Source organism: Roseibium sp. JB4-4, assembly GCF_055693425.1.
The window spans coordinates 3,154,695-3,180,242 of record NZ_CM146333.1; the positions used below are offsets into that span (position 1 = coordinate 3,154,695).

The 25,548-nt window shown below is 56.6% G+C and carries 21 protein-coding genes and 1 pseudogene; 12 read left to right on the top strand and 10 right to left on the bottom strand.

Annotated elements, in window-relative coordinates; genetic code table 11:
- The first annotated feature begins 99 nt into the window (after positions 1-99).
- The 3 genes from ACZ1HV_RS14725 to ACZ1HV_RS14735 all read left to right on the top strand — a co-directional run bounded on the left by ACZ1HV_RS14725 (position 100) and on the right by ACZ1HV_RS14735 (position 2,403).
- Positions 100-609: an MmcB family DNA repair protein gene (locus ACZ1HV_RS14725; protein WP_298821628.1), complete on the top strand. Its 510-nt coding sequence runs from the start codon at positions 100-102 to the stop codon at positions 607-609.
- 73 nt (positions 610-682) lie between these two features.
- Positions 683-2,236: an FAD-binding domain-containing protein gene (locus tag ACZ1HV_RS14730; protein ID WP_472715586.1), complete on the top strand. Its 1,554-nt coding sequence runs from the start codon at positions 683-685 to the stop codon at positions 2,234-2,236.
- A 2-nt stretch (positions 2,237-2,238) separates the two neighbouring features.
- Entirely contained in the window at positions 2,239-2,403 is a 165-nt protein-coding gene (locus tag ACZ1HV_RS14735; protein ID WP_298963541.1) for a DUF2256 domain-containing protein, read from the top strand.
- Between the two features lie 24 nt (positions 2,404-2,427).
- Here ACZ1HV_RS14735 and xylA read toward each other — a convergent pair whose 3' ends face one another.
- The 5 genes from xylA to xylF all read right to left on the bottom strand — a co-directional run bounded on the left by xylA (position 2,428) and on the right by xylF (position 8,616).
- Positions 2,428-3,747 carry a xylose isomerase gene (gene xylA, locus ACZ1HV_RS14740; RefSeq protein WP_472715587.1) on the bottom strand — a complete coding sequence of 440 codons (1,320 nt, stop codon included), beginning with the start codon at positions 3,745-3,747 and terminating at the stop codon, positions 2,428-2,430.
- Between the two features lie 20 nt (positions 3,748-3,767).
- The gene (xylB, locus tag ACZ1HV_RS14745) at positions 3,768-5,219 is read right to left on the bottom strand and encodes a xylulokinase (RefSeq protein WP_472715588.1); all 1,452 of its coding nucleotides are present in this window, start codon (positions 5,217-5,219) and stop codon (positions 3,768-3,770) included.
- 149 nt (positions 5,220-5,368) lie between these two features.
- Complete coding sequence (locus tag ACZ1HV_RS14750) at positions 5,369-6,157, bottom strand: ATP-binding cassette domain-containing protein (RefSeq protein ID WP_298821637.1); 789 nt, start codon at positions 6,155-6,157, stop codon at positions 5,369-5,371.
- Between the two features lie 3 nt (positions 6,158-6,160).
- Positions 6,161-7,450: a sugar ABC transporter permease gene (locus tag ACZ1HV_RS14755; protein WP_298821639.1), complete on the bottom strand. Its 1,290-nt coding sequence runs from the start codon at positions 7,448-7,450 to the stop codon at positions 6,161-6,163.
- Positions 7,451-7,584: 134 nt separating this feature from the next.
- Positions 7,585-8,616, bottom strand: coding sequence for a D-xylose ABC transporter substrate-binding protein (gene xylF, locus ACZ1HV_RS14760; RefSeq protein ID WP_298821642.1), 1,032 nt, complete (start codon positions 8,614-8,616; stop codon positions 7,585-7,587).
- A gap of 267 nt (positions 8,617-8,883) precedes the next feature.
- On the opposite strand from xylF, the gene ACZ1HV_RS14765 reads away from it, so the two are divergent.
- From ACZ1HV_RS14765 to ACZ1HV_RS14805, 9 genes are all read left to right on the top strand, one after another.
- The gene (locus ACZ1HV_RS14765; RefSeq protein ID WP_472715589.1) at positions 8,884-10,146 is read left to right on the top strand and encodes an ROK family protein; all 1,263 of its coding nucleotides are present in this window, start codon (positions 8,884-8,886) and stop codon (positions 10,144-10,146) included.
- Complete coding sequence (locus ACZ1HV_RS14770) at positions 10,143-10,865, top strand: hypothetical protein (protein ID WP_472715590.1); 723 nt, start codon at positions 10,143-10,145, stop codon at positions 10,863-10,865. The genes ACZ1HV_RS14765 and ACZ1HV_RS14770 overlap by 4 nt, the downstream gene beginning before the upstream one ends.
- Positions 10,866-10,870: 5 nt before the next feature.
- Complete coding sequence (locus ACZ1HV_RS14775; protein WP_472715591.1) at positions 10,871-11,569, top strand: di-heme oxidoredictase family protein; 699 nt, start codon at positions 10,871-10,873, stop codon at positions 11,567-11,569.
- A complete protein-coding gene (locus tag ACZ1HV_RS14780; RefSeq protein WP_472715592.1) occupies positions 11,566-13,230 on the top strand; it encodes a CRTAC1 family protein in 1,665 nt (554 codons plus the stop codon). Before ACZ1HV_RS14775 ends, ACZ1HV_RS14780 begins: the two co-directional genes overlap by 4 nt.
- Positions 13,231-13,460: 230 nt before the next feature.
- Positions 13,461-13,715 carry a hypothetical protein gene (locus ACZ1HV_RS14785; RefSeq protein WP_472715593.1) on the top strand — a complete coding sequence of 85 codons (255 nt, stop codon included), beginning with the start codon at positions 13,461-13,463 and terminating at the stop codon, positions 13,713-13,715.
- 377 nt (positions 13,716-14,092) lie between these two features.
- Entirely contained in the window at positions 14,093-15,439 is a 1,347-nt protein-coding gene (locus ACZ1HV_RS14790; protein WP_472715594.1) for an NAD(P)-dependent oxidoreductase, read from the top strand.
- Between the two features lie 37 nt (positions 15,440-15,476).
- On the top strand, positions 15,477-16,790 hold the full coding sequence (gene preA, locus ACZ1HV_RS14795) for an NAD-dependent dihydropyrimidine dehydrogenase subunit PreA (protein ID WP_298821657.1): 1,314 nt from the start codon (positions 15,477-15,479) through the stop codon (positions 16,788-16,790).
- Between the two features lie 133 nt (positions 16,791-16,923).
- The gene (locus ACZ1HV_RS14800) at positions 16,924-18,423 is read left to right on the top strand and encodes a BCCT family transporter (protein WP_472715595.1); all 1,500 of its coding nucleotides are present in this window, start codon (positions 16,924-16,926) and stop codon (positions 18,421-18,423) included.
- Positions 18,420-18,863 (top strand): hypothetical protein, encoded by a 444-nt coding sequence (locus ACZ1HV_RS14805; RefSeq protein ID WP_298963517.1) that lies wholly within the window; start codon positions 18,420-18,422, stop codon positions 18,861-18,863. The genes ACZ1HV_RS14800 and ACZ1HV_RS14805 overlap by 4 nt, the downstream gene beginning before the upstream one ends.
- A gap of 139 nt (positions 18,864-19,002) precedes the next feature.
- Here ACZ1HV_RS14805 and ACZ1HV_RS14810 read toward each other — a convergent pair whose 3' ends face one another.
- From ACZ1HV_RS14810 to ACZ1HV_RS14830, 5 genes and pseudogenes are all read right to left on the bottom strand, one after another.
- A complete protein-coding gene (locus ACZ1HV_RS14810; RefSeq protein WP_472715596.1) occupies positions 19,003-19,476 on the bottom strand; it encodes a DUF2269 family protein in 474 nt (157 codons plus the stop codon).
- Positions 19,476-20,771 carry an SDR family oxidoreductase gene (locus ACZ1HV_RS14815; RefSeq protein WP_472715597.1) on the bottom strand — a complete coding sequence of 432 codons (1,296 nt, stop codon included), beginning with the start codon at positions 20,769-20,771 and terminating at the stop codon, positions 19,476-19,478. The genes ACZ1HV_RS14810 and ACZ1HV_RS14815 overlap by 1 nt, the downstream gene beginning before the upstream one ends.
- 73 nt (positions 20,772-20,844) lie before the next feature.
- Positions 20,845-21,720 carry a dimethyl sulfoxide reductase anchor subunit family protein gene (locus tag ACZ1HV_RS14820; protein ID WP_472715598.1) on the bottom strand — a complete coding sequence of 292 codons (876 nt, stop codon included), beginning with the start codon at positions 21,718-21,720 and terminating at the stop codon, positions 20,845-20,847.
- Positions 21,720-22,464 (bottom strand): annotated as a pseudogene (locus tag ACZ1HV_RS14825) (4Fe-4S dicluster domain-containing protein). Before ACZ1HV_RS14825 ends, ACZ1HV_RS14820 begins: the two are co-directional and overlap by 1 nt.
- Positions 22,461-25,211: a molybdopterin oxidoreductase family protein gene (locus ACZ1HV_RS14830; RefSeq protein WP_472718452.1), complete on the bottom strand. Its 2,751-nt coding sequence runs from the start codon at positions 25,209-25,211 to the stop codon at positions 22,461-22,463. The pseudogene ACZ1HV_RS14825 and the gene ACZ1HV_RS14830 overlap by 4 nt, the downstream one beginning before the upstream one ends.
- Between the last annotated feature and the right edge of the window lie 337 nt (positions 25,212-25,548).

Genomic DNA, 25,548 nt, shown 5'->3' on the forward strand with positions numbered 1-25,548 from the left:
TTCTAGGACACGCAATTTCTCACGTGAGGTCAACTCTATCGTTTGTGCAACTTCTCTATGACCCTTGAAAAAATCGAACAAACGTGGAACAAAATTGGAATGAATAACGATATTGGGCAATCCCCCGGCCGACTGCAACTCGACGATCCCTTGAAGGACGGGCGTCAGTCCGACACCGCGCTCAAGGTTTGGCGCGGGACAGCCCGTTTGCTCCGGCAGCTCAACTTCGCTTCGCTTGCGGAAGTCACGCTTGCCTCATCCCGCCGCGCTGATCTGATTGCGCTCGGACCAAAACACGAAATATGGATTGTCGAAGTCAAGTCTTCGATCGCCGATTTCCGCGCTGACAGCAAATGGCCCGACTATCGGGAACATTGCGACCGGCTCTTCTTTGCAACTCACCCTGACGTCCCGCTGGACATTTTTCCGGACGAAGCGGGGCTGATTGTTTCCGACGGCTATGGCGCTGAAATTTTGCGCGATGCGCCTGAGCACAAACTCGCCGCTGCAACGCGCAAATCGGTCACTCACAGATTTGCCCGTTATGCTGCCAATCGCCTGCATTCCCTGTCGGACCCCGACGGCACTCAAGTGCTCGACCGGATGTAGGGTCGAGCTCTGCAAATCCGAAAGCAGTGCGCAACGTAAAGACAACAAGGTCAATCGTCGGGTCTGCGCAACAGTGTCATCTTCAGTTCAAGTGGTCTGGTTCAAAAGGGACCTGCGAATACAGGATCATGAACCTCTAAAACGTGCCGCGCTGAGAGGCCACGTCCTGCCGCTTTATGTCGTTGAGCCTGCGCTTTGGAACCAGTCAGACTTTTCCGCACGGCAATATGCATTTCTGCAGGAATGCCTGGAGGGCCTTAGGGAAGATCTTGCATTGCAGGGCCAGCCGTTGATCGTTCGCGTCGGCGCTGTGACTGATGTTTTGACACGACTTTCGCAACAGGCATCAATCACGGGCCTGTGGTCTCACGAGGAAACGGGAAACGACTGGACCTATCAGAGAGACAAACAGGTCGCTGACTGGTGTCGCAGGAACGGGATCGTTTGGACCGAATGTCGACAAACCGGTGTCATTCGCCGCCTTAAGTCCAGAGACGGGTGGGCGAACCGCTGGGACACGTTCATGGCCATTGAGCCTATTGAAACGCCATGCCTCAAACCCTTGTCCGCCATTGACCCCGGACACGTGCCTGCGGCAAGCGAGGTTGGTCTTGCGCCAGACCCGTGCAAAGGACGGCAAATTGGCGGCAGAAAGGCCTCCTTGGACACACTGGAGAGCTTCTTTTTCAAGCGCGGTAAACCCTATCGCGCTGCAATGGCGACACCGGTCAAAGCCTTTGATGCTTGCTCCCGCATCTCTCCGCACCTTGCGTTCGGCACCCTGTCCATGCGTGAAGTCGCACAGGCGACATGGGAGCGACAGCGCGACCTGAAACACTCAAACGAACCTGGCAAAAGTAAGTGGCAGGGAGCCATGCGCTCCTTTTCCGGACGACTCCACTGGCATTGCCACTTCATGCAGAAACTGGAAGACGAGCCGCGTCTGGAATTCGACAACCTGCATCGCGCCTATGATGGACTGAGGTCAAGGGAACCGGACGAAACACGTCTGAGGGCCTGGCAAAATGGTGAAACCGGTCTTCCATTTGTCGACGCATGCATGCGTGCGCTACGGCATACCGGCTGGATGAATTTCCGCATGCGAGCCATGCTGATGGTAGTTGCCAGTTATCATCTTTGGCTCGACTGGAGAGCCCCGGGGCTCCACCTCGCCAGACTGTTTACAGACTACGAGCCGGGCATCCACTGGCCGCAGGTGCAGATGCAATCCGGGACGACCGGGATCAACACGATCAGGATCTACAACCCGGTGAAACAGGGACAGGATCAGGATCCTGATGGCGACTTTGTCCGACGCTGGGTGCCGGAACTGGCCTCGATTGATCCAAACTTTGTTCATGAGCCCTGGAAAGCAGACAACGCATCGCAGGTACTCGGCAAAACTTATCCGTTTCCTGTGGTCGATCACTTAAGCGCAGCAAAGGAAGCACGGGAAAAGGTCTGGGCTGTTCGCAAGGGCCAGGCTTTTCGGGGAAAGGCGGCCGATATCCAATCGAAACATGGCAGCCGAAGAAGCGGAATTCCGATGCGCGGACAGAGTGCAAGCCGCCTCAACGCCCGCCGAAAGGATCCGAGACAATCGGACCTCTTTGGAGAGGATACATGAAGATGCGCAAGAAAGGCGACCTGCCCGAGAAGCTATGCACTGCCTGCGGTCGCCCGTTTTCGTGGCGCAGAAAATGGGCGAAGACATGGGAAAGCGTTCGATATTGCTCGGAACGTTGCCGCCGTCAGCGGTCGCCTGTTGAAGACTGCGCTGGCCGGGCCGACTGACCAGCGCAGAAATGTGCCGTTCTCTTAGACGAACAGATTGGCGAGGCTTTCAAGATATTCCTGCTTGCCGGATTTCGGCTGAGGCTCCAGATCGCTGGCGTGTACCCTTTCAGCCAGAGCTTCAAGAGACGAACCGCCTTTGAGTATGTCGGCGTTTTCCGGCTTTTGCCAACCGGCATAGCGGTCGTTGACAAAGCCTTTCATCCGGCCGTCCTCAATCATTTCAGCCGCCGCCTTCAAGCCCCGCGCAATTGCGTCGGCGGAGCCGACATGCGCCTGGATCAGATCGACCGGATCCAGCGACTGACGACGCAACTTGGCATCGAAATTCGTACCCCCGCTGGTGAACCCACCGGCCATCAGAATTTCATAATATGCCAGTGCGAGTTCAGGGACGTTCATGCCGAAATGATCGGTATCCCAGCCACACTGATAGTCATTCCGGTTCATATCCACAGAGCCGAAAATGCCGAGAGACCGCGCCATATGCAGTTCGTGTTCAAAGGAATGACCGGCCAGGATCGCATGGCCCTGCTCGATGTTCATCTTGACTTCGTTTTCCAGCCCATAGGCCTTCAGGAAACCATAGACGGTGGCGACATCGTAGTCGTACTGATGTTTGGACGGCTCCTGAGGTTTTGGTTCAATCAGGATGGCGCCCTTGAAGCCGATCTTGTGTTTGTACTCAACCACCATGTTGAGGAACCGGCCGAGCTGATCGAGTTCCTGCTTGATGTTGGTGTTGAGCAAAGTTTCGTAGCCCTCACGCCCGCCCCATAGGACATAGTTTGAACCGTTCAGGCGCTGGGTCACGTCCAGGGCATTCTTCACCTGTGCCGCAGCGTAGGCGAAAACATCCGGGTCCGGGTTCGTGGCGGCTCCGCTCATGAACCTGCGGTTGGAGAACATGTTCGCCGTTCCCCACAACAGGCTGATGCCGGTATCGGCCATTTTCTTTTCAAAGATATCGGCAATCGCGTTTACGTTGGCGTTGCTCTCAGCAAGCGTCTTGCCTTCAGGGGCAATATCACGGTCATGGAATGTGAAGAACGGCATGCCCAGGATCTGGAACATCTCAAAAGCAACATCGGCCTTCAACCGGGCCTGATCCATCGGGTCGACACCGGCAGCCATCCAGGATCTCATGAAGGTTTCGCCACCGAATGGATCGGAACCAGGCCAACAGAAATTGTGCCAGTAGCAAACCGCCAGGCGCAAATGGTCTTCCATGCGCTTGCCCAGAACGATTTCGTCCTTGTTGTAATGGCGGTATGTCAGCGGATCGCGGCTCGACGGACCGGCATATTGAATCGGCTGCAAATCGCCAAAGAACCCAGTGCTCATGATCAAATCTCCTTGGAATTTCAGAACCCGGACTGCTTCAGAGCCGGATATAGCTTGCGCCAGCGCCCATAGGCCTCAGCGTATGATTCTGTCAGTGCGGGACGGGGCTCTATGCTGGCCCTGATGGAAGGCTTTGAGAAAATGCCCTCCGTCGTCCCGAGTGCAGCTGCCTGACCGAGGCGCGCTGCCCCGAGCGATCCGCCGAAGTCTCCGTCAACCGGGACATCCACGGTCACGTTCAAAAGACTGGCGATGATTTCCAGCCAGGTATCGGAGCGCGACCCACCGCCTACCGCCAGCAGCCGGTCGACACGCGTGCCTGCGACACTCAAGGCCTCAAGGCAATCGTTCAACGCAAAGGCAACACCATCGAGAACAGCATGTGTCAGTGCGGCGTCGCCAGTGTCATGCGAGATCCCGAAAAAGCCGGCGCGGATGTCGACGTCATTGTGTGGTGTCCGCTCACCGCCGAGATAGGGCAGGAATGAAACTGCCGAAGGTGCCGACACTTCCGGCAGTTCAGCGGTCAGTGCCGCAGGTGTCTTTTTCAAGACGCCTGCCAGCCAGTTCAGGCTGTCGGTTGCAGACAGGATGACCCCCATCTGGTGCCACGTGTCCGGCACGGCATGACAAAACGCGTGAACCGCACCTGCAACATTCGGTGAAAAACGGTCGTTCGTAACAAAGAGCACGCCGGATGTTCCCAACGATACGAAGGCTGATCCCGGCTCGACCGCACCTACCCCGCATGCAGACGCTGCATTGTCGCCGCCACCGCCTGCAACGACAGGGGCTTTTTCAATGCCCCAGCGTGCGCAAAGATCCGGTTTCAGAGTGCCGGAAGATGACGAGCCTTCTACAAGCCGTGGCATGTGAGCGCGCGTCAGGCCTGTTGCTGCAAGCAGGTCGTCGCTCCAATCCCGTTTTGCAACATCCAGCCAAAGTGTTCCTGCGCTGTCGGACATGTCCCCGGCATATTCACCGGTCAGCCTGAACCGGACATAGTCTTTCGGCAGCAGCACTTTGGCAGTGCGCGCAAAAATGTCAGGTTCGTTTTCACGGACCCATTGAAGTTTTGGTGCGGTAAAGCCCGGCATGACCAGGTTGCCGCCAAGGGACAAAAACTTCGGTTCAGCTTCCTGCAGCTCTGCACATTGCTTGCTCGAGCGGCCATCGTTCCAAAGGATGCAGGGTCTTAGCGGCTGGCCAGCGTCATCCAGCAAAGTTGCCCCGTGCATATGCCCGGAAAGTCCGATGCCCTTCACCGCGGCCAAAGCGGCCGGAGCCTGAGCCTTCAAGGCATCAAGAGCGTTTTCACACGCTGTCCACCAACTGTCCGGGTCCTGCTCAGACCAGCCTGGATGCGGGCGCTCGACAGTCAGGTCCGATGTTGCCGAGGCAACCAGTGACTGGTCCTCATCAAGGAGTATGGCTTTGACCGAACTTGTGCCGATATCGAGACCGATATACATGAGGTGCGTTCCTCAAACTGCGTCAAAAAGAAGGCCGAGTCCCCTGGCCGGGTATCGGCACGACGTGTCTCGCGCCTGCCCGATCAGAGCAACCGGCGCATGCGCGAAGAACATGGACCCGCGACACCGAGTTCGCGGGTCCTGTTGGTTTATCCGACCGCTGCCTCATCGACAAGGGCACCAGGGCCCGGTGTCGCACCAGCGGGGCATTTGCCGAGAATGATCATGCCAAGCACGTCGTCGTCGGTGACATCCGTCGTTTTTGCGGTGCCGACCAGTTGGCCGTTTTTCATTACGGCGATCCGGTCGCACAGCTGAAACACATCATGAATGTCGTGGCTGATTAGGAAGATTCCGAGGCCTTGCTTCTTCAGTTCCTCGATCAACTCCGCCACCATTTGCGTCTCATGAACACCGAGCGCTGCCGTCGGCTCGTCCATGATCAGGATCTTGGCGTTGAAATAGACCGCACGGGCAATTGCAACCGACTGGCGCTGTCCACCTGAAAGTGCCTTCACCGGTGCGTGGAACTTTTTGAAGTTCGGATTGAGACGGCCCATGATCTTGCGGGTCTCGGCTTCCATCGCATCGTCATCGACAAAACCGAGCGGCGATGTCAGTTCACGGCCGAGGAACATGTTTGACGCCGCATCGAGATTGTCCGCCAAAGCCAGGGTCTGGTAGATGGTCTCGATATTTTGCGCGCGCGCGTCCCGCGGCGAATGAATATGAACTTCCTTGCCGTTGATGCGGATCTCGCCGCTGTCGGACTTGTAGGCGCCCGACAGCATCTTGATCAGTGTGGACTTGCCCGCGCCGTTGTGGCCCAGAAGACCGACGACTTCACCCGGGTAAAGATCGACAGACACATGGTCCACCGCGCGCACACCGCCAAAGGAGATGCACATGTCTTTGAGTTCTACGAGAGGTGCGTCCATTGATCAGTCCCCCGTGCGCTTGCGATAGATGATGTCAACCAGGACGGCGAGAACCAGGACGGTTCCGACAACAATGTTCTGTAACGGCGCATCGACACCGACCATGGCCATGCCCGATTGCAATGATTGCATGATCAACGCCCCCAGGATCGCGCCATAAATCGTCCCGACGCCACCTGCCAGTGCGGTTCCCCCGATAACGGCTGCCGCGATGACACGGAGTTCATCAAGTGTGCCGATGTCGTTGGTCGAAAAGCCGAGCCGCGCTGCCGCAACCGCGCCTGCCAAGGCGGCAAGTGCTCCCATCAGGGCAAAGACCTTGACCGTCAGGAAACGTGTGTTGATGCCTGAGAGCTCTGCCGCGTCCGGATTGCCACCCGTTGCAAAGATGTACCGTCCAAGGCGGGTCCGACGCGCGATTATGGTCATGACCACAGCAACCATGATCAGGAGCAAAACCGAATAAGGAATGCCGTAACCCATGGTAAGCCCTTCAGGAAGGGTCTCGCCACTGGCTTCGAATATTCGCTTCAGACGTGCCTTTGGAATGTCGTAGGAATTCAGAACCCAGACAAACCCAAGGATCGCAATCGTCGTTATGGCCCCCATCGTGAATTCGGCCCAGGCAGGTTTCACCGGAAATCCGTGGGCCGACCTACGGCGACGGGAAGCGACCTGCAGCCAGACCGCTGCCACGACGGCCACCAGACCACAGACCCACGACGCGGTCTCGCCCATCGTGCCTCCGATACCACCGATCATCGTGAAGGTTTCATCGAGTGGGCCAATCGTCTGTCCTGAGGTGATGAACCAGGCAACGTTACGCCAGACCAGCAGCCCCCCGAGAGTGACAATAAACGCCGGAATGCCGAGATACCCGATCATCCATCCCTGGAATGCCCCGATCACAGCGCCGACAATGACGCCGATCACAATGGCAATGATCCAAATACCCTGATGACCCAGTCCGAGCATTGACGGCAGGACATCTGTTTGCACGACCGCCATGACTGCCGCGACGGTTGCAAGTAGGGAGCCAACCGACAAATCGATATGCCGGGTGACGATGACGAACACCATGCCGGTCGCCATGATGGCCACGGACACGGTCTGAATCGTCAGGTTGAAGATGTTACGCGGTGTAAGAAACCGGCCGTCCGTGAAAACGTTGAACGCAAGACAAAGGACAATGAACGCGCCGATCATACCAAGCAGCCGAGTATCGAGCTGCAACGCGGCAAAGATGTTTCGTGCTGTCGGACCTTTGGGCCCCGACAGTGCAGTGTCGGACATAGAGGTTACTCCTGCTTGGAGACCATTACGCTTTCGCATCGGGTGGCCCATCCCGGGGAATGCTCGTTTTCAAGCGATCCCTGTGAAGAGGCCCCGGTTAGTTTAACCGGGGCCGCGCGTTTGGCGTACTGTTATTAGTTACAAGGAGCCGGGCCGCCGGAAACGCCCTGGCAAAGGTCGTCCTTGGTGATCCAGCCTGCATCAACAACAGCGCTCAGATTGTCCTTGGTGATCGGCAGCGGAGCCAGGAATTTGGCTGTCAGCTCCGAACCGGACGGAGACGACCATGCAGCTGCGCCATCAACACCACTCATTTCGGTGCCGCTTGCGAGCGATACTGCGATTTCACCGGCAGCTTTGCCGAGTTCGCGAGCATCTTTCCACACCGAAACCGTTTGAGTGCCCTTGGCAACACGGTTCAGAGCAGCATGGTCACCGTCCTGGCCGGAGACCGGGATACCATCCATGCCCTGAGCGGTCAGAGCTGCAACAACACCACCTGCGGTGCCGTCATTGGAAGCCACTACAGCGTCAACCTTGTTGTCGTTTGCCGTCAGGATCTGTTCCATGTTGCGCTGTGCGTTCGCCGGAAGCCAGCCGTCGGTGTAGGCTTCGCCAACGATCTTCACGTCGCCAGCATCGATTGCTGCCTGCAGAACTTCCTGCTGACCACCGCGGAGGAAGTCCGCATTCGGGTCGGTCGGAGAACCCTTGATCATGACGTAGTTGCCCTTGGGCGCAGCAGCAAGAACTTCAGCAGCCTGCATGCGGCCGACTTCAACGTTGTCGAAGGTCAGGTAGAATGCGCGCGGATCGTCGATCAGGCGATCATAGCCCACGACCGGGATGCCTTCGTCAGCTGCAGCCTGAACAGCCGGGCCGATTGCCTGTGCGTCCTGAGCCAGGATGATCAGTGCGGTTGCGCCCTGAGCGATCAGTGCTTCAACGTCAGACAGCTGCTTTGCGGAAGAGCTCTGCGCATCGGCGGAGATGTATTTGGCGCCAGCTGCATCCAAAGCGCCCTTGATGGCTGCTTCGTCTGTTTTCCAGCGCTCTTCCTGGAAGTTGGACCAGCTTACGCCGACAACAACGTCGTCTGCATTGGCAGCGGTCAGAGCAGTCGCGGACAGCAGAGCGCCCGCCAGCAAAGTGGTGATTTTACGCATCGCGATGTTTCCTCCAGTTGGCGCGGCCCACGTCGGTCGGCCATGCCTAAAATGCGTCAATGTCGCTAACGCCGATTGCGGCGCTTTCATTTAGGACAACCTTGTTGTTATTTTTTTTGGTGCCCGAAAAAAGTTGCAGTAAAGCGCCGCTCCTGTCAACATGGTTTTGCAAAACTCTGCTCCGAGAGATCAAAAAATGGCGCACGGGGGCAGAAAAACCGGGAGAAACCCGGGCAGAGGAAACACCTTGGGAAGAGCTGAGCGAGCATGACACGCAAGGCGGACCGGGATCAGATCCGGCGGCAAAATCGCAGTATCGTACTTCAGGCCCTGCGCCGAAACGGTCCCATGGCACGGATCGATCTCGGCCAGATGACACGCCTCAGTCCGGCGACTGTCACGGCCATTACCTCCGACTTGCTGGACCAGGGATTAATCCTCAGTCTGGAAAGTGAGGAGCCCAAAACACATCAGGCGCGTGGACGTCCACGCACCTTGCTGAAACTCAATCCCGACGCGGTTTACACCATAGGCGTACGCCTGTCGGTGAACCATATCGACATGTCTCTGGTCAACTTCGCCGGAGAAGTCACCCAAGACAAACGCGCCTATTTCGATAGTGCGGCAGCAGACGCGCAGAGTTTCCCCACGACGCTGCTGGATGCAATCAGAGATTTTCTGCAGGAAGCCGGTGTCGGCCCGTCGCGAGTCCGGGAAATCGGAGTTGCCGCGCAAGGGGTTGTGGAAACGGAAAGCGGAGTTGTGGCGTGGAGCCCCGCATTTGCGGGTAGAAAGATCCCGGTGGTTGAGCCCCTGCGCGAGGCCTTTGGTGCCGATTGCTACATCTCCAATGACACCAACATGATCACCGAAGCGCTGCACTGGTCCGATCCCAACCGCTACAGCGGCACATTCGCCGTGATCATGCTGGACTACGGTGTTGGCATGGGGCTCTACCTCAACAATCAACTGTTCGCCGGTGCAAGCGGCACAGCGGCCGAGTTCGGCCACGCCAACCACATTCCCGGCGGTGCCCTTTGCCGGTGTGGCAAAAGGGGATGCCTTGAGGCCTACCTTTCAGACTACGCTCTGGTTCGGGCAGCGTCACACATGTCGGAAACCACCGACCCGATCACCATCGACGCGGGTGTCAGCGGGCTTGCAAGGCTGATAGAGCTTGCGAGTTCCGGAGACAACGACGCCCGCACCGCATTTCATGAGGCCGGCCGCGTTCTGGGTTACGGCCTTGCCCGGGTGATCGCCATGATCGATCCGAAACGGGTGGTTCTGACCGGCGCTGCGATGCGTGCCTTTTCCTTCATGGACAAGGGCATGTGGGAGGGGCTTGAGGAAGCCCTTGTGGCCGATCTGAGGAACAATTTTTCGCTCGATGTGATGCCTTGGAATGAAGATTTTATCCGCAGTGGTCTAATCGCCCAGTCCATGGAGCGGCTCGACAAGGACTTTCTTGGAACAGATTCGCTGCCAGGAGAGCGATCGGCAGGCTCCGGGAAGAAGGTGTCCGCATGACATTCACCAAGAAGCTGACATTACCGGCAACCGTCCTGACGGCCATGATGGCCAGCCCTGCAGTAGCGGATCCGGATGTGCCGCCCTGGAGCGAAAGGGCAATTCAGGAGGATGTCGATATCGATGCACTGGCCGCATCAGGTCAGGACCCGCTTGAGATACTACTTCCCCTGGGTGAAGACCTGTTCTCAGCCAAATTTACTACCCTCGACGGAGCAGGACGCCCGGATGCCACTGGTGCGATTGTCCCAACCAAGGTGCGCAGACGCTCACATTTGACATTTCAACGACTGGCGGGCCCAGACGCCAATGCCTGCGCGTCCTGCCACAACGAGCCTGTGACAGGCGGTGCCGGGTCATTTACCGCAAATGTCTTTGTGTCCGAGGGGTTCGAAAGCGCTGACTTCGACACGATCGACCCGCAGTTTTCCAACGAACGCAACACCAATGCCTTGCAGGGTGCGGGACTGATTGAACTGCTCGCACGGGAAATGACCGCAGAATTGCGGGCTCAAAGGAAATCTGTTCTGGCGAATGCCCGTAAGAGCCGGCAAGCCCAGGAGATCGACCTTGTCTCCAAAGGTGTCACTTTTGGTACATTGACCGCATTTCCTGACGGTACATTGGATGTCTCTGGTCTTGAGGGCATCGACGACGACCTGACGCTTCGGCCCTTCAGCCAGAAGGGGTTTTTTCGTCGCTCCGGCAATTCACGGTGAATGCCATGAACGCCCACCACGGAATACAGCCAAGCGAGCGCTTCGGCAGTACCTGGACAGGAACGGACGATCATGATCTGGACGGCTTTGCAGATGAAATGTCGCCCGGTCAGATATCGGCGCTGGTCGCCTTCCAGGCAACTCTTCCAGCGCCGACCCGCAAGGAAAACCTGCCGGATGCGTGGCAAGAGGCAGCCGACAACGGTGAAAAGGTCTTTGCGGATATCGGTTGCGTTTCCTGTCATATCCCTGCGTTACCGCTCGACAGTCTTGTGTTTCATGATCCGGGGCCAATCGATACCGCAGGCACTTTGAGACAAAGCGACATGACGGCCCCTCTTGCCCTTGATCTGGCTACGCTGAGCTGGGTCCAGGCGCTGCCACGGGACGAAAACGGTCGTGTTCTGGTGCCTCTTTACGGCGATTTGAAACGACACAAGATCGCGGACGCAGCCAATGATACTTTTGGCAACGAGCTTCTTGCACAGCGCTTCGTTGCCCGGGATGTCTTCATCACCGCGGAACTTTGGGGCATCGGCAGTACCGCGCCATATGGACACCGTGGTGACCTGACGACGCTGAACGAAGTCATCCTTGCCCATGGCGGCGAGGCCACGGAAAGCCGGAAGAACTATGAGGCCCTTTCCGAGGACAACCGGCAGGCCGTTATCGCATTCCTGCGCAGTCTGGAGATTGCCGAATGACCCGATTGAGCCTTTCTCTTGCATTTTGCGCTCTGGCAAACGCGGTTTCCGGATCATTTACCGCAGCTGCTGCGGACGAGCGCCTTACCTCTCTTGCGCCTGTTCCAGTCTTTTCAGAAGAGGCTCAATCAGCCGGGGTCAACCACACATATGACGGCGCATGGGAATTTTTTGTCGGTGGTGGCACGGCCATATTCGACTGCAACGGCGACCGACGAGCTGATATTTTTATCGCCGGCGGGAAAAACCCTGCTGCTCTGTTTCGAAATGAAAGTCAGACCGGCGGCGCCTTGAAATTCATTCCGGTTGAAAGCGGATTGACCGCCAAGCAGGCGGGCAAGGTCCTTGGTGCTTATCCGCTCGACTTCAACAATGATGACACTCTGGACCTTGTTCTGCTTCGGCTTGGTGAAAACCTGCTTCTGGAAGGCAAGGGCGACTGCCGGTTCGAAGTTGCAAACAGGGCTCTTGGATTTGACGGAGGGCAGGAATGGACAACTGCCTTTTCTGCGACATACGAAGCGGAGCAGGACTTCCCCACGCTCGCGTTCGGCAACTATGTGGACCGGTCCGCTCCAGGTTCGCCCTGGGGAACATGCCATGACAACTTCCTCTTTCGTCCGCAAAGCGCAACTGATGGCAGTGTGCGATACCCAGAGGCAAATCGCCTTTCGCCGGGGTTCTGCACGCTTTCAATTCTCTTCACTGACTGGAACCGGTCCGGCGAACCCGCATTAAGAATATCGAACGACCGGCACTACTACAGAGGCGGTGAGGAGCAGCTCTGGTCGGTACCTTCCGGGCGTCCTGCGCGGCCTTTCCGGCGGGCAGACGGTTGGCAGCACCTGAAAATCTGGGGCATGGGCATTGCTTCCATCGACCTGGATGTAGACGGGTTCCCGGAATATGCCCTGACAAGCATGGGTGACACCAAGCTGCAGAAACTCGACGGCGAAGATGACGAGACAGTTCCCGTTTACCAGGATATCGCCTTCGACCTGGGCGTGACTGCCCACAGGCCTTATGCCGGTGATGACCTGAAACCATCCACCGGTTGGCATTCGGAATTTCAGGACGTCAACAATGACGGTCTCTGGGACCTTTTCATTGCCAAGGGCAACGTCGAAGCCATGCCTGACTTCGCAGCCTATGACCCGGACAACCTGCTGATTGGCCAATGGAACGGCAAATTTGCCGAAGTCGGCGACCAGGCCGGCATCGGCCTGGACCGGAGAGGACGTGGGGCAGGTCTGGCAGATTTCAATTCAGATGGATTGCTCGACCTGATTGTTGTGAACCGTGCTGCACCCGTTAGCTTGTTCCGCAATCTTGGGCAAGGCTCAGTTGAAACCACCAAACCGCTTGGAAACTGGCTCGCCGTTGACATACGACAGCCCGGGCAGCCGAACACACGAGCCGTTGGTGCCAAGATCAGTGTCAAGACCGGCAACCGGACTGTGGTCAAGGACATACAGGTCGGAGCAGGTCATGCATCTGGCCAGATGGGCTTTGTACATTTTGGTCTTGGTGTTGCAGAGCGTGCCAATGTCCGGATCAAATGGCCGGATGGTGATTGGAGCCATGGTTACCGGGTTTTCGCCAACGGACACGTCATTATCGAGCGCGGATCCGAGAAGGCAAAGTTCTGGTATCCGGAATAGCCGGAACAACGACTTTTTGGACCTTCCTGTTCCCGGCTTCGATTTGGCGTCTGGCTCGCTTTCCGGCAGTTATCCCCGCTATCCAGAGCGATCCCGGTTGATTTGACTTATCCAACCTTTAGGCGAGATTGCCACATTTACACCAAATATTGCGCGTGTGATGAAGATGGGTAGGATATCGCGACAGGGCATGGGACGCGGTATTGGATAGCTAAAGGTGGGACTTGCAAATGATGGTCGGGTTTTTCGCCGGAACCGTTTTATATGGTGCCGTCACGTTGCTGTTTCTGATTGTGTCTTCAGCCGAGCTCTTGGGCAACAGGCTAAGCACTCCCGGTCGCCTTCTTGGTGTCCTGATAACTTCTGTATTCTGGCCCATAACGCTGGTCGTACTGGGTGTCACCAGTCTTGTCACGATGCTGAACAAGCAGCTTAAAAGTGTCGAATGGCAAGGCCCTGTTGGTGCTTCCCAGAAGTTGAACTGAGGCGATATCAAAATCTGACTTGCCCGATTAGAACTGCTGCAGTTCGCTGCCGGGTTTTGAGTTGAAAAGTTCAGTTTTTTGCTATCCGCAAAGTCGTTATTCCGGTCAGGTTTGCGCACGGTTTTCCCAAAAACCATAGTCAAACTCGAGCGCTTTGGCGCCCCCATGCGCCATGGCGCATTTTTAATCATGCCGTGTTTTTGGTCTAAGGTGCTGTAATTTCGGCAATTTTATTGCTGAATTTAACCTTCAAGTTTTTAATCGTTCTAAAAATATTTGACTAATTGTTCAAATTTTTTTCCAATGGAGATCTAAGCCTTCTCAAACAACGAAGAAGGCCCCCTTGAAATTTGATCGCCAACCTTCCGGAGATCTCCATGACCCAGACTAAAGCCGGCCCGGACATTGTCGCCGGGCGCTTGCCTGAGGACGTTTACGCAGAAAACTTCAGCGACCTGCATCCGCTGCTGGAATCGCATGAAGCCCAGGTCGAGGCCGATCGCTGCTACTTCTGCTACGATGCACCCTGTATGCAGGCCTGTCCGACTAGCATCGACATTCCGCAATTCATTCGTCAGATCTCAACCGGAAACCCGACAGGTTCGGCGAAGACCATTTTCGACCAGAACATCCTTGGTGGCATGTGCGCACGCGTTTGCCCGACAGAGACCTTGTGCGAGCAGGTTTGTGTGCGCGAAGTCGCGGAAGGCAAACCAGTCAAGATCGGCCAGCTTCAACGCTACGCGACTGACCACTACATGGCTGAAAACGACACGACACCATTTACTCGTGGCGCTGCTACCGGAAAGAACGTTGCCGTTATAGGCGCCGGCCCGGCCGGACTTTCATGTGCCCACAGACTTGCCGTTCACGGTCACGATGTGACCCTTTTCGATGCGCGGGAAAAAGCTGGCGGCCTAAACGAATTCGGAATCGCGTCTTATAAGTCTGTAGACAATTTCGCCGCCCGTGAGGTCGAGTTCATTCTCTCGATCGGCGGCATCGAGCTAAAGACCGGGATGCGCCTTGGCGAAAATCTGGAGCTTTCAGAATTGCGTGCCTCCTATGACGCCGTTTTCCTGGGCATTGGCCTTGGCGGCGTCAATTCGCTTGGTGTTGAGGGTGAAGACAAATCGGGTTCAATGGACGCGGTCAGCTACATTGCAGACCTTCGTCAGGCCAAGGATCTCTCCAAACTTCCGGTGGGACGTCGCGTTGTCGTCATCGGTGGAGGAATGACAGCCGTCGATATAGCGGTACAGACCAAGCTGCTTGGCGCTGAAGACGTTACCATCGCCTATCGCCGCGGCCAGGATCGGATGAACGCCTCTGAATATGAACAGCATCTGGCGCAAACCACTGGCGTCAAAATCATGACCTGGGCTCAGCCGAAGGCACTTGTCGGCGCCAATGGCGCGATCACAGGAATCGAGCTGGAGCGGACCCAGGACCAGGACGGTTCTTTCAGTGGAACCGGCGAAACAATCACGTTGCCCGCCGACATGGTGTTCAAGGCCGTGGGGCAAACATTGGTTCAAACGGACCTGAGCGGGTCATTAACCCTTGAGAAGGGCCGGATAGTTGTGGGTGACAACCGACAGACGAGTCTGGCCGATGTGTGGGCAGGGGGTGACTGCATCTTTGGAGGCGAAGACCTGACGGTCACGGCTGTTGAAGACGGCAAAATCGCTGCTGAAAGCATCAACGCTGCCCTGAGCGCCTGAACGGCGCCGGCACTGGGATATTTGAGGGAGAGCCATCATGGCCGACTTGCGCACAGACTTTATCGGTATCAAATCGCCGAACCCCTTCTGGCTGGCATCAGCCCCGCCAACCGACAAGGAATACAACGTTGTCAGGGCCTTCAAGGCCGGTTGGGGTGGTGTTGTCTGGAAAACACTCGGAGAGGACCCTGCCGTCGTCAATGTCAACGGACCGCGCTACGGTGCTATTCACGGCAAGGACAGACAGCTCATCGGATTGAACAATATCGAGCTGATCACCGATCGTCCGCTAGAGGTCAATCTTCGGGAAATCAAGCAGGTGAAGCGCGATTGGCCCGACAGGGCTCTTGTCGTGTCATTGATGGTTCCTTGCGAAGAGCAAAACTGGATCAACATCCTGAAGCAGGTCGAGGACACCGGCGCCGACGGTGTCGAGCTGAACTTCGGCTGCCCACATGGTATGAGCGAACGTGGCATGGGTTCGGCGGTTGGCCAGGTTCCGGAATATATCGAGATGGTGACCCGGTGGGTGAAGCAACACTCCAGAATGCCCTGCATCGTCAAACTGACACCCAACATCACCGATGTCCGCAAACCTGCACAGGCCGCCAAAGCGGGGGGCGCAGATGCTGTCTCGCTTATCAACACCATCAATTCGATCATGGGTGTCGACCTTGATGTGATGTCGCCGGCGCCCACTGTCGACGGCAAAGGCGCACATGGTGGCTATTGCGGCCCGGCGGTCAAACCCATTGCTCTGAACATGGTTGCCGAAATCGCACGTGATCCGTCCACCCACGGCCTGCCGATTTCCGGAATTGGTGGTGTCACCACCTGGCGTGACGCGGCTGAGTTCATGGCGCTTGGAGCCGGATCGGTCCAGGTCTGCACAGCAGCAATGACTTACGGCTTCAAGGTCGTGGAAGACATGATTGACGGCCTGAGCGACTGGATGGACCAAAAAGGATATACGTCCGTCGACCAGTTTGTCGGCAACGCAGTGCCGAATGTTTCCGACTGGCAATACCTCAACCTCAACTACATCGCCAAAGCCAAGATCGATCAGGACCTGTGCATCCAATGTGGCCGTTGTCATATTGCCTGCGAAGACACGTCCCACCAGGCGATCACAAACATGGTCAATGGCGAGCGCAGGTTTGAGGTGATCGACGAGGAATGCGTCGGATGTAATTTGTGCGTCAATGTGTGCCCGGTGGAAGACTGCATCACCATGGAAGCGATGACGCCGGGCAGCATCGACCCGCGCACGAAAAAAACGGTCGAAAAGGACTACGCCAACTGGACCACACATCCGAACAATCCGATGGCGGTCACAGAAGCCGCCGAATAGGGCATCGTCCCTGGTGGTCAATTGAAGCGCAGGCAGGCTCCTCCCTTGCCTGCGCTTTGTTTTTGTCAATTCGCTTTTGCGTTCCGGGTGTTAGCCGTTTAGCTTGCAGGGAAGCGCAAGGCGAGGAAACGGCATGAAAAACTCCCGCATATTACTGGCAGCTTCCATCAGCCTTTGTGCATTCGTTGGCATATGGGGCGTCATCTCGCCCGACAGCCTGCTGGTTTTCGCCGAGGGTATCGTCAATCAGTATTTCATCAGCCGCGGTTGGTTTGTAATGCTGTCTGTGACGGTCATGCTTCTGTTCTGCCTGGCGCTTACGCTGACAAAGTTCGGCGACATCCGACTAGGCGCAGATACCGACCGGCCGGAATACTCAACACCGACCTGGATTGCCATGCTGTTTGCGGCCGGCATGGGTGTCGGGCTCCTGTTCTGGGCTGTGGCTGAGCCTCTGACCCACTTTTATTTCGTGAAAGACGTCCTGCCCCAGCCGATTGCCGCCGAGCAGGCACTCCTTGCCGCCAATTTCAACTGGGGCATTCACGCCTGGGCCATTTATGGCACAACGGCTCTGTCCATTGCCTATTTCAGTTACCGGCGCGGGACGCCGATGATGGTGAGTGCCCCGCTGAAGAACCTGTTTCCGGGCGAATTCTGGGCGAGTGCACTTGGCTGGTTTTCCGACTTCATGGCAATTGCCGCGATCGCCATCGGCGTTGCGGGATCCGTCGCCATGGGAGTTTTTCAGGTCGCTGACGGCGCAACCGTACTCATGGGAAAAGAGACCGCAACGCCGCTGGTGATCGGCGTGGTGTTTGTTCTGATGATCGCGGCTTACATCCCGCCTTTGCTCGTTGATCTTGGAGCCGGCATGGCGAAACTCTCCAATATTGCCATGGCACTTGCTATCGGACTGGTGGTCTACACGATCGTTCTGGGCCCCTCGGACTTCCTGCTCAATTCGATCGTCAGCGGGATCGGCAGCTATGTTGCTGTCGTTATACCTCGCGGCCTCGAAACCTTCACGTTCTACGGAGATGAAGCCAGCAAATGGTTCCGGGACTGGACCCTCACCTACATGGTCTGGTGGATTGCATGGGGCCCGTTCGTCGGCGTCTTTGTCGCCCGAATTTCCAAAGGCCGCACCATAAGGGAATTCGTGCTCGGAGTATTGATCGGTCCAACACTCTTTTCCACCATATGGTTCGGTGCCTTTGGAGGTATCGGAATTTACGATGCGCTCAATGGGCAAGGCGACTTGCTGGCGCTCACTCAGACCAATGTGGAGCGGATGACTTTCGCTCTGCTTGACCGCTTGCCTTTTTCCACGCTGACAACACTTGCGACAGTCCTGGCGGCGTTCCTCTTCATTGTAACGAGTGTGGTCAGCGCGGCTTTCGTTCTGGGCACATTCTCAACCGGCGGAAACCCGAACCCCAGCGCCAAAGTTCGAGTTATCTGGGGCGTGCTTCTGGGTGTTCTCGGAGCAGCCATGATCCTTTCAGGCTCAATGGCGGCAGTGAGGACCCTTATTGCACTTGGTGCGCTGCCCTTTGTCTTCATAACCGTCATTCTGCTTGCCTGCCTGATCCGGGCCCTGTTGCAGGACAATCGGAAAGCGCGGTCATGAGCAGCAAGTTTCTAACCCTTATTTTTTTTGTGGCTCTCAGCTTAGGTATCACCTCAGACGCAACAGCTTGCAGAAACCCAAGCCACGAAACACATACTTTTCTCGATTTCTTACCCGTTTTTGCGAAAGACGAAGCGCTTATTGCTCTTGTTGAGATTGTGGAGCCATTCGTTCTCCGTGACCAGCGCGAAACAACGGTTAAAGTGGTAAAACCTATGTCAGGCTCAACTCCTGGACAGATGGTCAGAGTTGCCAAGGTTTTGCACTCTTGTTCTCGGGATTTTGAAATTGCGAAGGGTGAAATGTACTTCATTGCCGGGTCAATCGAAGAAGACGGTCTCTTCTACGGAGAGTGGCAGAACGTGCCTTCACACTACGCGGGTCACCAACCAAAACCGAAAAAACGTCCTTCGAGGGAACCAAGTGTCCTTAGGGATTGAAACAAGGATTGCGAAATGCTGACAGGTGATCCGCTCGATACCGTTCTGAATGTCGGAACATTCGCCTTCATAGGCTTCATCGTCTGGCTGATGATGCGGAAAAGCCCTGACGACACAGAAAAATAGTCTTCGGCCTGTGTTACAGGGAAAGATCCGGTCTGGTGAGCATAAGCCAGACGATTGCCAACACGGCAAAGAAGGCCGGAAATCCAAACGCAAACCAGATCCGGTAGAGCCGGTGATACGTCTCAGGCAAATTTGTGCCGGCTTCAGCGGCGGCAACGGCAAGCCTGTGCAACCTGATCTGGATCCAGACCACCGGCAACCAGAACAGACCGACAAAAACATAAAGACAGAGCGAAACCAGCACCCAGCCTTCGAGCAGGGACCAGCCGACCTCGTGCGTGAGCAAATATCCGGTCACCGGCTGAGCTATGGCCGCTGTTGCCGTGAAAACCGCATCCGCCAGCACAACAATGCCGGAAACGTGGGCAATCAAGCGCGGGTCGCGGGACCGGTTGGAAATGACCATGAAAAAAGCGATGCCGGCACCGGTGCCGAGCAGCACGCAGGCTCCGATCACATGCGCATATCGAAGCAGTTCGTACCACATCAGCGGTCCTCCAGAAGGAGCGCAACGAACAATGCCAGCACAATCGCCGGGAATACTTTGACAAAGGGGCCGAGCGGATCTGCCCATAAATCGGTAGCAAGCCATGACCCGAACAAAAGATAAGCGCCTGAAACCAGCATCATGCCTGTGCAGGCCAACCGGGTCCAACGCCTGACCAGAACAGTCGCACCCAGCACCAGATCCGCAACGATGCCGCCGATAACAGCAACCGCCGCGATGCCGGACGACACATTGCGCTCTGTCAGGACGGACTGGGCATCTTCGAATGACAACATCCCGATCATGCCGGACAACAACCAGAAAATGGACAGAAATCCAATCGCCAGAGGCAGCAGAAGATACATCCGCGAAAAGGACCGTTCCTGTGCCGTTGCCGGCATGGCTGCAAGCGTTTCCTCAAGGTTCTTAACAGCTATTCCACCACGCTGCCGCCAGTGCGACGGATCTCCGGTGATGCCTGATTTCAACGAAAGAAGGGCGTTGGTTCTTAACGGCGAGCGCCAGCCTAGCCAACCGAGCAGGTCGGCACCTGCTCCAACCGGCTTGAGCAACCATTCAGGCACATCAACTTCTGCGGTCCACTTCGGAAAACCAAGCCAGGACCTGATCCGGCGTGTCAGGTCCGCAAAAGTGCGGGTTTCAGCTTCGCCCAGATCCGCTACAAATCGCGTTCCCAGTTCACCACCGGCAGCCTGCGCAACCGCGGCCGCTAAATCGTCGACATGAATGGTCTGAATGAGTGCACCGGAAAAAACACGGCCGCCTATGCAGGGTGTTGCTGCTGCAGCACGCAGCAATGCGGACCCGCCATAGGCTTCAGAACCGAGCACCAGAACTGGCCGTAGGATGATCCAGTTTGTCGCTGACGCCATGACGACGGCATCACCCCGGGCTTTGCTCCGAAAAAACGCTGTCGGCGCGTCTTCAGATACACCTGCGGCGGAGATCTGGACAAACGTCGCAGACGTTCCCTTAAGTGCTGCAACGATCCGCTCCACTGCGCTCACATGGATCGCAACGAGATTGTCACGCGTTCCATCCTGCAGTGCTCCGGAGGCGTTCACGACGACATCGGCATCACTCAGCAAGTCTTTCCAATCGGTCTCAGTCGTATCGGCAATATCGCGGATCATCCAGACGAGGTCGGGAAAGACCTTTTTGGCGCTTTCCAAAGAACGCCCGACACCACACACCGCATAACCGTCTGCTTGCAGAGCCCTGACACAGGCTGCACCGATAAAGCCGTAAGCGCCGAGGACGACTGCCTTTTTCATCTTCACGCCTTTCCCGAACCGAGGCATAGGGTTTTAGGCCGGGGCGAGAGGCAAGTAAAATCGAAAAAGCGCCCTAACGCTGGCTGTAGTAAAGGCCGACCACGTGTTCGGCCTCGGCAAAGAACAGCCAACGGGATGCCAACGTTCCGGCCAGATAGGCAAGAACAGCCAGACCGGCGCTGAAAACACCGGCAGGCAAAAGGGCAATGATCACAATCGGTAAAAGACAATTCAGAAGAAAGGCAATTGCGCGCAGCTTCTGAGCGTGCTTGCGACCGACGACATATACCATTTCCTTCAGGAGGTAGTTGGTGCCAGTATGAGGCGGTTCGAAAAGCCGCACCTTGCCGCGGTCGCCAAGACCCGTTGCCGTTTCGGTCGTGTGTCCACGTTCTGCAAAACGACGATCACCAAGCACCCAGTAGAGCAGCTGCACACCACCCGCGACGACGAGCAACACCAGAGCTGCCACCGATTGGACCGCCAGAACGGCCCCTCCTGCCAGCGCCAGCGTAACCATGTGAAGTGGCGTCAGCCAGTGGTTCCAGCGTGGCACGGTAGCCAGCTGGGCATAGATCATGCTGGTGGCATAGATGGTTGCCACGCTCAAAACAGCACCAAGAACCCCTAAGGGCACAAGCAATCGGTCGAAAAAGACGGCAGCAAACGCATAAAGACCCATCACCAGAAGAGCCGAAACAGAAAGCCAGGCTTCACGCGACAGCCAACTGCTGCGCCACTGCGAAAACGCTTTCAGTGCCCGCTGCGGATTGCCGAGGTGAAAGGTCGACGCAACCAGTCCACCAACGGCAAGCGCATACGCAATGGCAAAACAGAAGAACGCGGTCCATCCCGTGACGGCAGGTTGACCGATCCCGAGCCAGGCAAGAAATCCGAATCCAAGGCCAGACAAAACGGTGAAAACGATAACTGAGGGAGCCGGATGCATCAGAGCGCCTCCAGCGTCTTGTCGAGCCAGGCCAAAAACCCTTTGGGCAGAATCGGCCACAGGCTTCAATTGCGGAGCTGACTTGTCGGCGGTGAGGCGGTCTTTCACCCGAGGCGGCAAGTACTTGTTCACGGGCCTCGTACCCTGTTCCGGCATCAGGTCCATTCCCCCGCGTTCGGCGGTCAGACGGGACACATTGCTCTCAGGATCGCTGAAGTCACCGAAATGGCGCGCCCCGGCCGGACAGGTTCTGACACAAGCGGGCACCCGATCTTCCTCGGGAAGGTTTTCATTGTAGATCCGGTCGACACACAAGGTGCATTTTTTCATCACACCGGCGGACTGATCCAACTCTCGTGCGCCATAGGGACAAGCCCAAGCGCACAATCCGCAGCCAATGCAGGCATCTTCATCAACAAGGACGATCCCGTCTTCCACCCGCTTATAGCTGGCGCCCGTCGGACAGACCGTAACGCAAGGCGCATCGTCGCAATGCAGGCAGGACTTGGGAAAATGAATGGTCTGTGCAGCGCCGTTTGACGGCTGAACTTCAAAGGCGTGCACCCGGTTCAAAAAGGTTCCAACAGGATCGCTGCCATAAGCGTCATTGTCGCTCAGCGCGACACCATAGTTTTCTGTATTCCAGCCCTTGCATGCCGTCACACATGCATGGCAGCCAACGCATGTGTCGAGATCGATGACCAGGCCGAGTTTCTTTTCCGTTTGATCTGGTAAAGAGGTCATGGCCGCACCTTCTGGCGAACGGTTTTCGGGCCTTTTCCAACCGGAGAACGAAGCTCGGGAAATGCAGGACTGCATTCATCCGGCGGGCCAGTTTTTTCAATGCGGACACGCAGGTCGAACCAGGCCGCCTGTCCCGTGACGGGGTCCGAATTGGACCATCTCAATCCATCTCCCTTTGGCGGAAGCAGTTCATTGATGAGATGATTCAGCAGGAAACCCTTGGTGGACTCGGGCGCGTCGCCATCCAGCGCCCATGCACCTTTGCGCTTGCCGATGGCGTTCCATGTCCAGACGGTATTTTCGTTCAGAGCCGCCATCAAAGCGACTGGAACGACTATCTCGCCGTGGAGCGAGGTCACCCGCGCCCAGTCGCCGTCCTGAAAGCCGTGCTCTTCCCAGATTTTCGTCGGCACATAGAGAGGATTGTGACCATGGATCTGCCTTAGCCAGGCATTCTGACTGCCCCAGGAATGATACATGGCCATGGGCCGTTGTGTGAGCGCATGGACCGGGTAATCGGCTTCACTCACATGGGCATCTTCCAGCGGCGGATACCAGACGGGCAATGGCTCGAAGGTTTCCTTGATGCGGTCACGCAGATGATCCGGCGGTTGCCGGTCGCCATGACCCTCGGCCGCCAGCTGAAAGCGGCGCATGGGCTCGGAATAGAGCTCGAACAGATAAGGCTGCGGCTTGTCGTAAAAACCGAGCTCGACGGCCCAATCCTGATACGCCGAGTTCCAGGGCTTATAGAAGGCTGCTTCGTCGGGAACATGCTCGACGAAAAACCCGCCATTCTCGATGTATCGGTCAAGTTGCTCCGGATTGACCTCGCCTCTGCCTTTTTCAGTTCCGTCACCCCGGAAACCCGCCAAGGGGCCAATTCCCGGCCGGCGCTGGTGGTTGACCATGTAATCGGCATAGTCACGGTATTTGGCACTGCCGTCTTCCTCGATAAAACCGGGAAGATTCAGGCGGACGCCCAGGTCGACCAGCACAGACTGGAAGCCTCTGACATCCCTGTCCGGCTCAATGACCGGCCAGCGGATCGCGTCAGCAGCCGCGTCGGCTTCGCAGATCGGCCGATCCAGCAGGCTGATGCAGTCGTGACGTTCCAGATAGGTGGTGTCCGGAAGAATGAGATCCGCATAGGCAACCATCTCCGATGAATAGGCATCGGAATAGATAATCCGCGGAATAACGTAGTTTCCGTCTTCGTCTTTGTCGGTCAGCATCTCCATGACACCTTTGGTGTTCATGGAGGAGTTCCAGGACATGTTCGCCATATAGAGAAACAGGGTATCGATCCGATAAGGATCGCCTGCATGCGCATTGGAAATAACCATGTGCATCAGCCCATGGGCCGACATCGGGTTTTCCCACGTAAAAGCCTTGTCGATGCGCGCCGGTGTGCCGTCTTCCTTCAGCGCCAGGTCGTCCGGGCCCCGCACGAAGCCCAGATGCGGTCCATCCAGCGGACAATCCGGCTCGGCATGACAGTGAGGCGTTGGATGTGCCGTGACCGGTTTCGGGTAAGGCGGCTTGAACCGGAAACCTCCGGGCACCTCAACAGTTCCAAGCAGGATCTGCAGAAGGTGCAGCGACCGGCAAGTCTGGAAACCGTTTGAATGGGCGGAAATCCCGCGCATGGCATGAAAACTGACCGGACGGCCGGGCATCTTTTCATGACGGTCTCCACGAAAGTCAGTCCAAGGCTGGTCCAGTTCAAATGCCTCTTCAAAGGCAACGCGGGCCAGTTCGGCTGCAATCGCACGGATGCGCTCTGCCGGCACGCCGCATTTTTCGGCAACAGCCTCAGGGCTGTAGGCATCGTCCAGATATTTTTCGGCAAGAAGCTGGAACACTGTCCTGTGGGTCAGACCGTCCTTTTGATACTGTGCCGCAAGATCCGGTTTGACGCCTTTTTGGTCGAATGCCGTCGGCTGACCGCTGTTGCGGTCAATAACAAGCGTTTTTCCGCTGTCATCCCGCAACAGCAATCCGAATTCGGGCGAGGCCGGATCGTTGTTCACCAGGCACGGCGCATTCGTGAATCGGGACAAGTACGTCAGATCAATCTTGCCACTTTGAACAAGCGTGTGAACCAGCGCCAGAATGAACAGACCATCGGTGCCCGGAGTTATCCCGACCCATTCGTCGGCGATGGCGTTGTAGCCGGACCGAACCGGGTTGATGCCGATGACCTTGCCGCCATGTGCCTTGAGCTTGCCAAGACCCATCTTGATGGGATTGGAATCGTGGTCTTCCGCAACACCGAACAACAGAAACAGTTTTGTCCTGTCCCAGTCGGGCTGGCCGAATTCCCAAAAAGCCCCACCCATCGTGTAGATGCCGCCTGCGGCCATGTTCACCGAGCAGAATCCGCCATGTGCCGCATAATTGGGTGTACCGAAATTTTGCGCCCAAAAACTTGTAAAGCTTTGGGACTGGTCACGACCGGTGAAAAAGGCAAGTTTTTCAGGTGCGGACTTGCGGATGGGCGCCAGCCAGCCTGTGGCTATTTCGAGGGCCTCATCCCAGCTGATTTCCTCAAATTCACCCGACCCCCTTGGCCCCTTGCGCTTGAGGGGTGCGCGCAGACGCGATGGCGCATTCACCTGCATGATGCCGGACGAACCCTTGGCGCACAGGACGCCCTTGTTGACCGGGTGATCCCGGTTGCCCTCGATATAGGCAACCTTGCCGTCTTTCATATGGACGTTGATGCCGCATCTGCAGGCGCACATGTAGCAGGTGGTCTGACGAATTTCGTCAGATACAAGTGGAGATGTTTCCACAGATGGCTGCTGGTGTCTGCCCAAGTCCCCTCCTCATGGCTTTTAGAAATTTTTTCTAAAAACCGCTCCTGTGCAGCATGTCTTATGTGTCTGAATATGTATTTGTAGGATGCGTTGGCGTCAATCAACGTCTTCGGTGCGACGGCATATGTCGGGATTCTACCGAAAAGAACGTTTTTCATGGCGCAAAACGACAAAATTCCTTCCCCAGCGACGTCCTGGAAAGTGCCCGGAAAAAGTCAGGTTTCAGCATCAAATGTCAGACTTGGGATATGTGAAGGAAGGC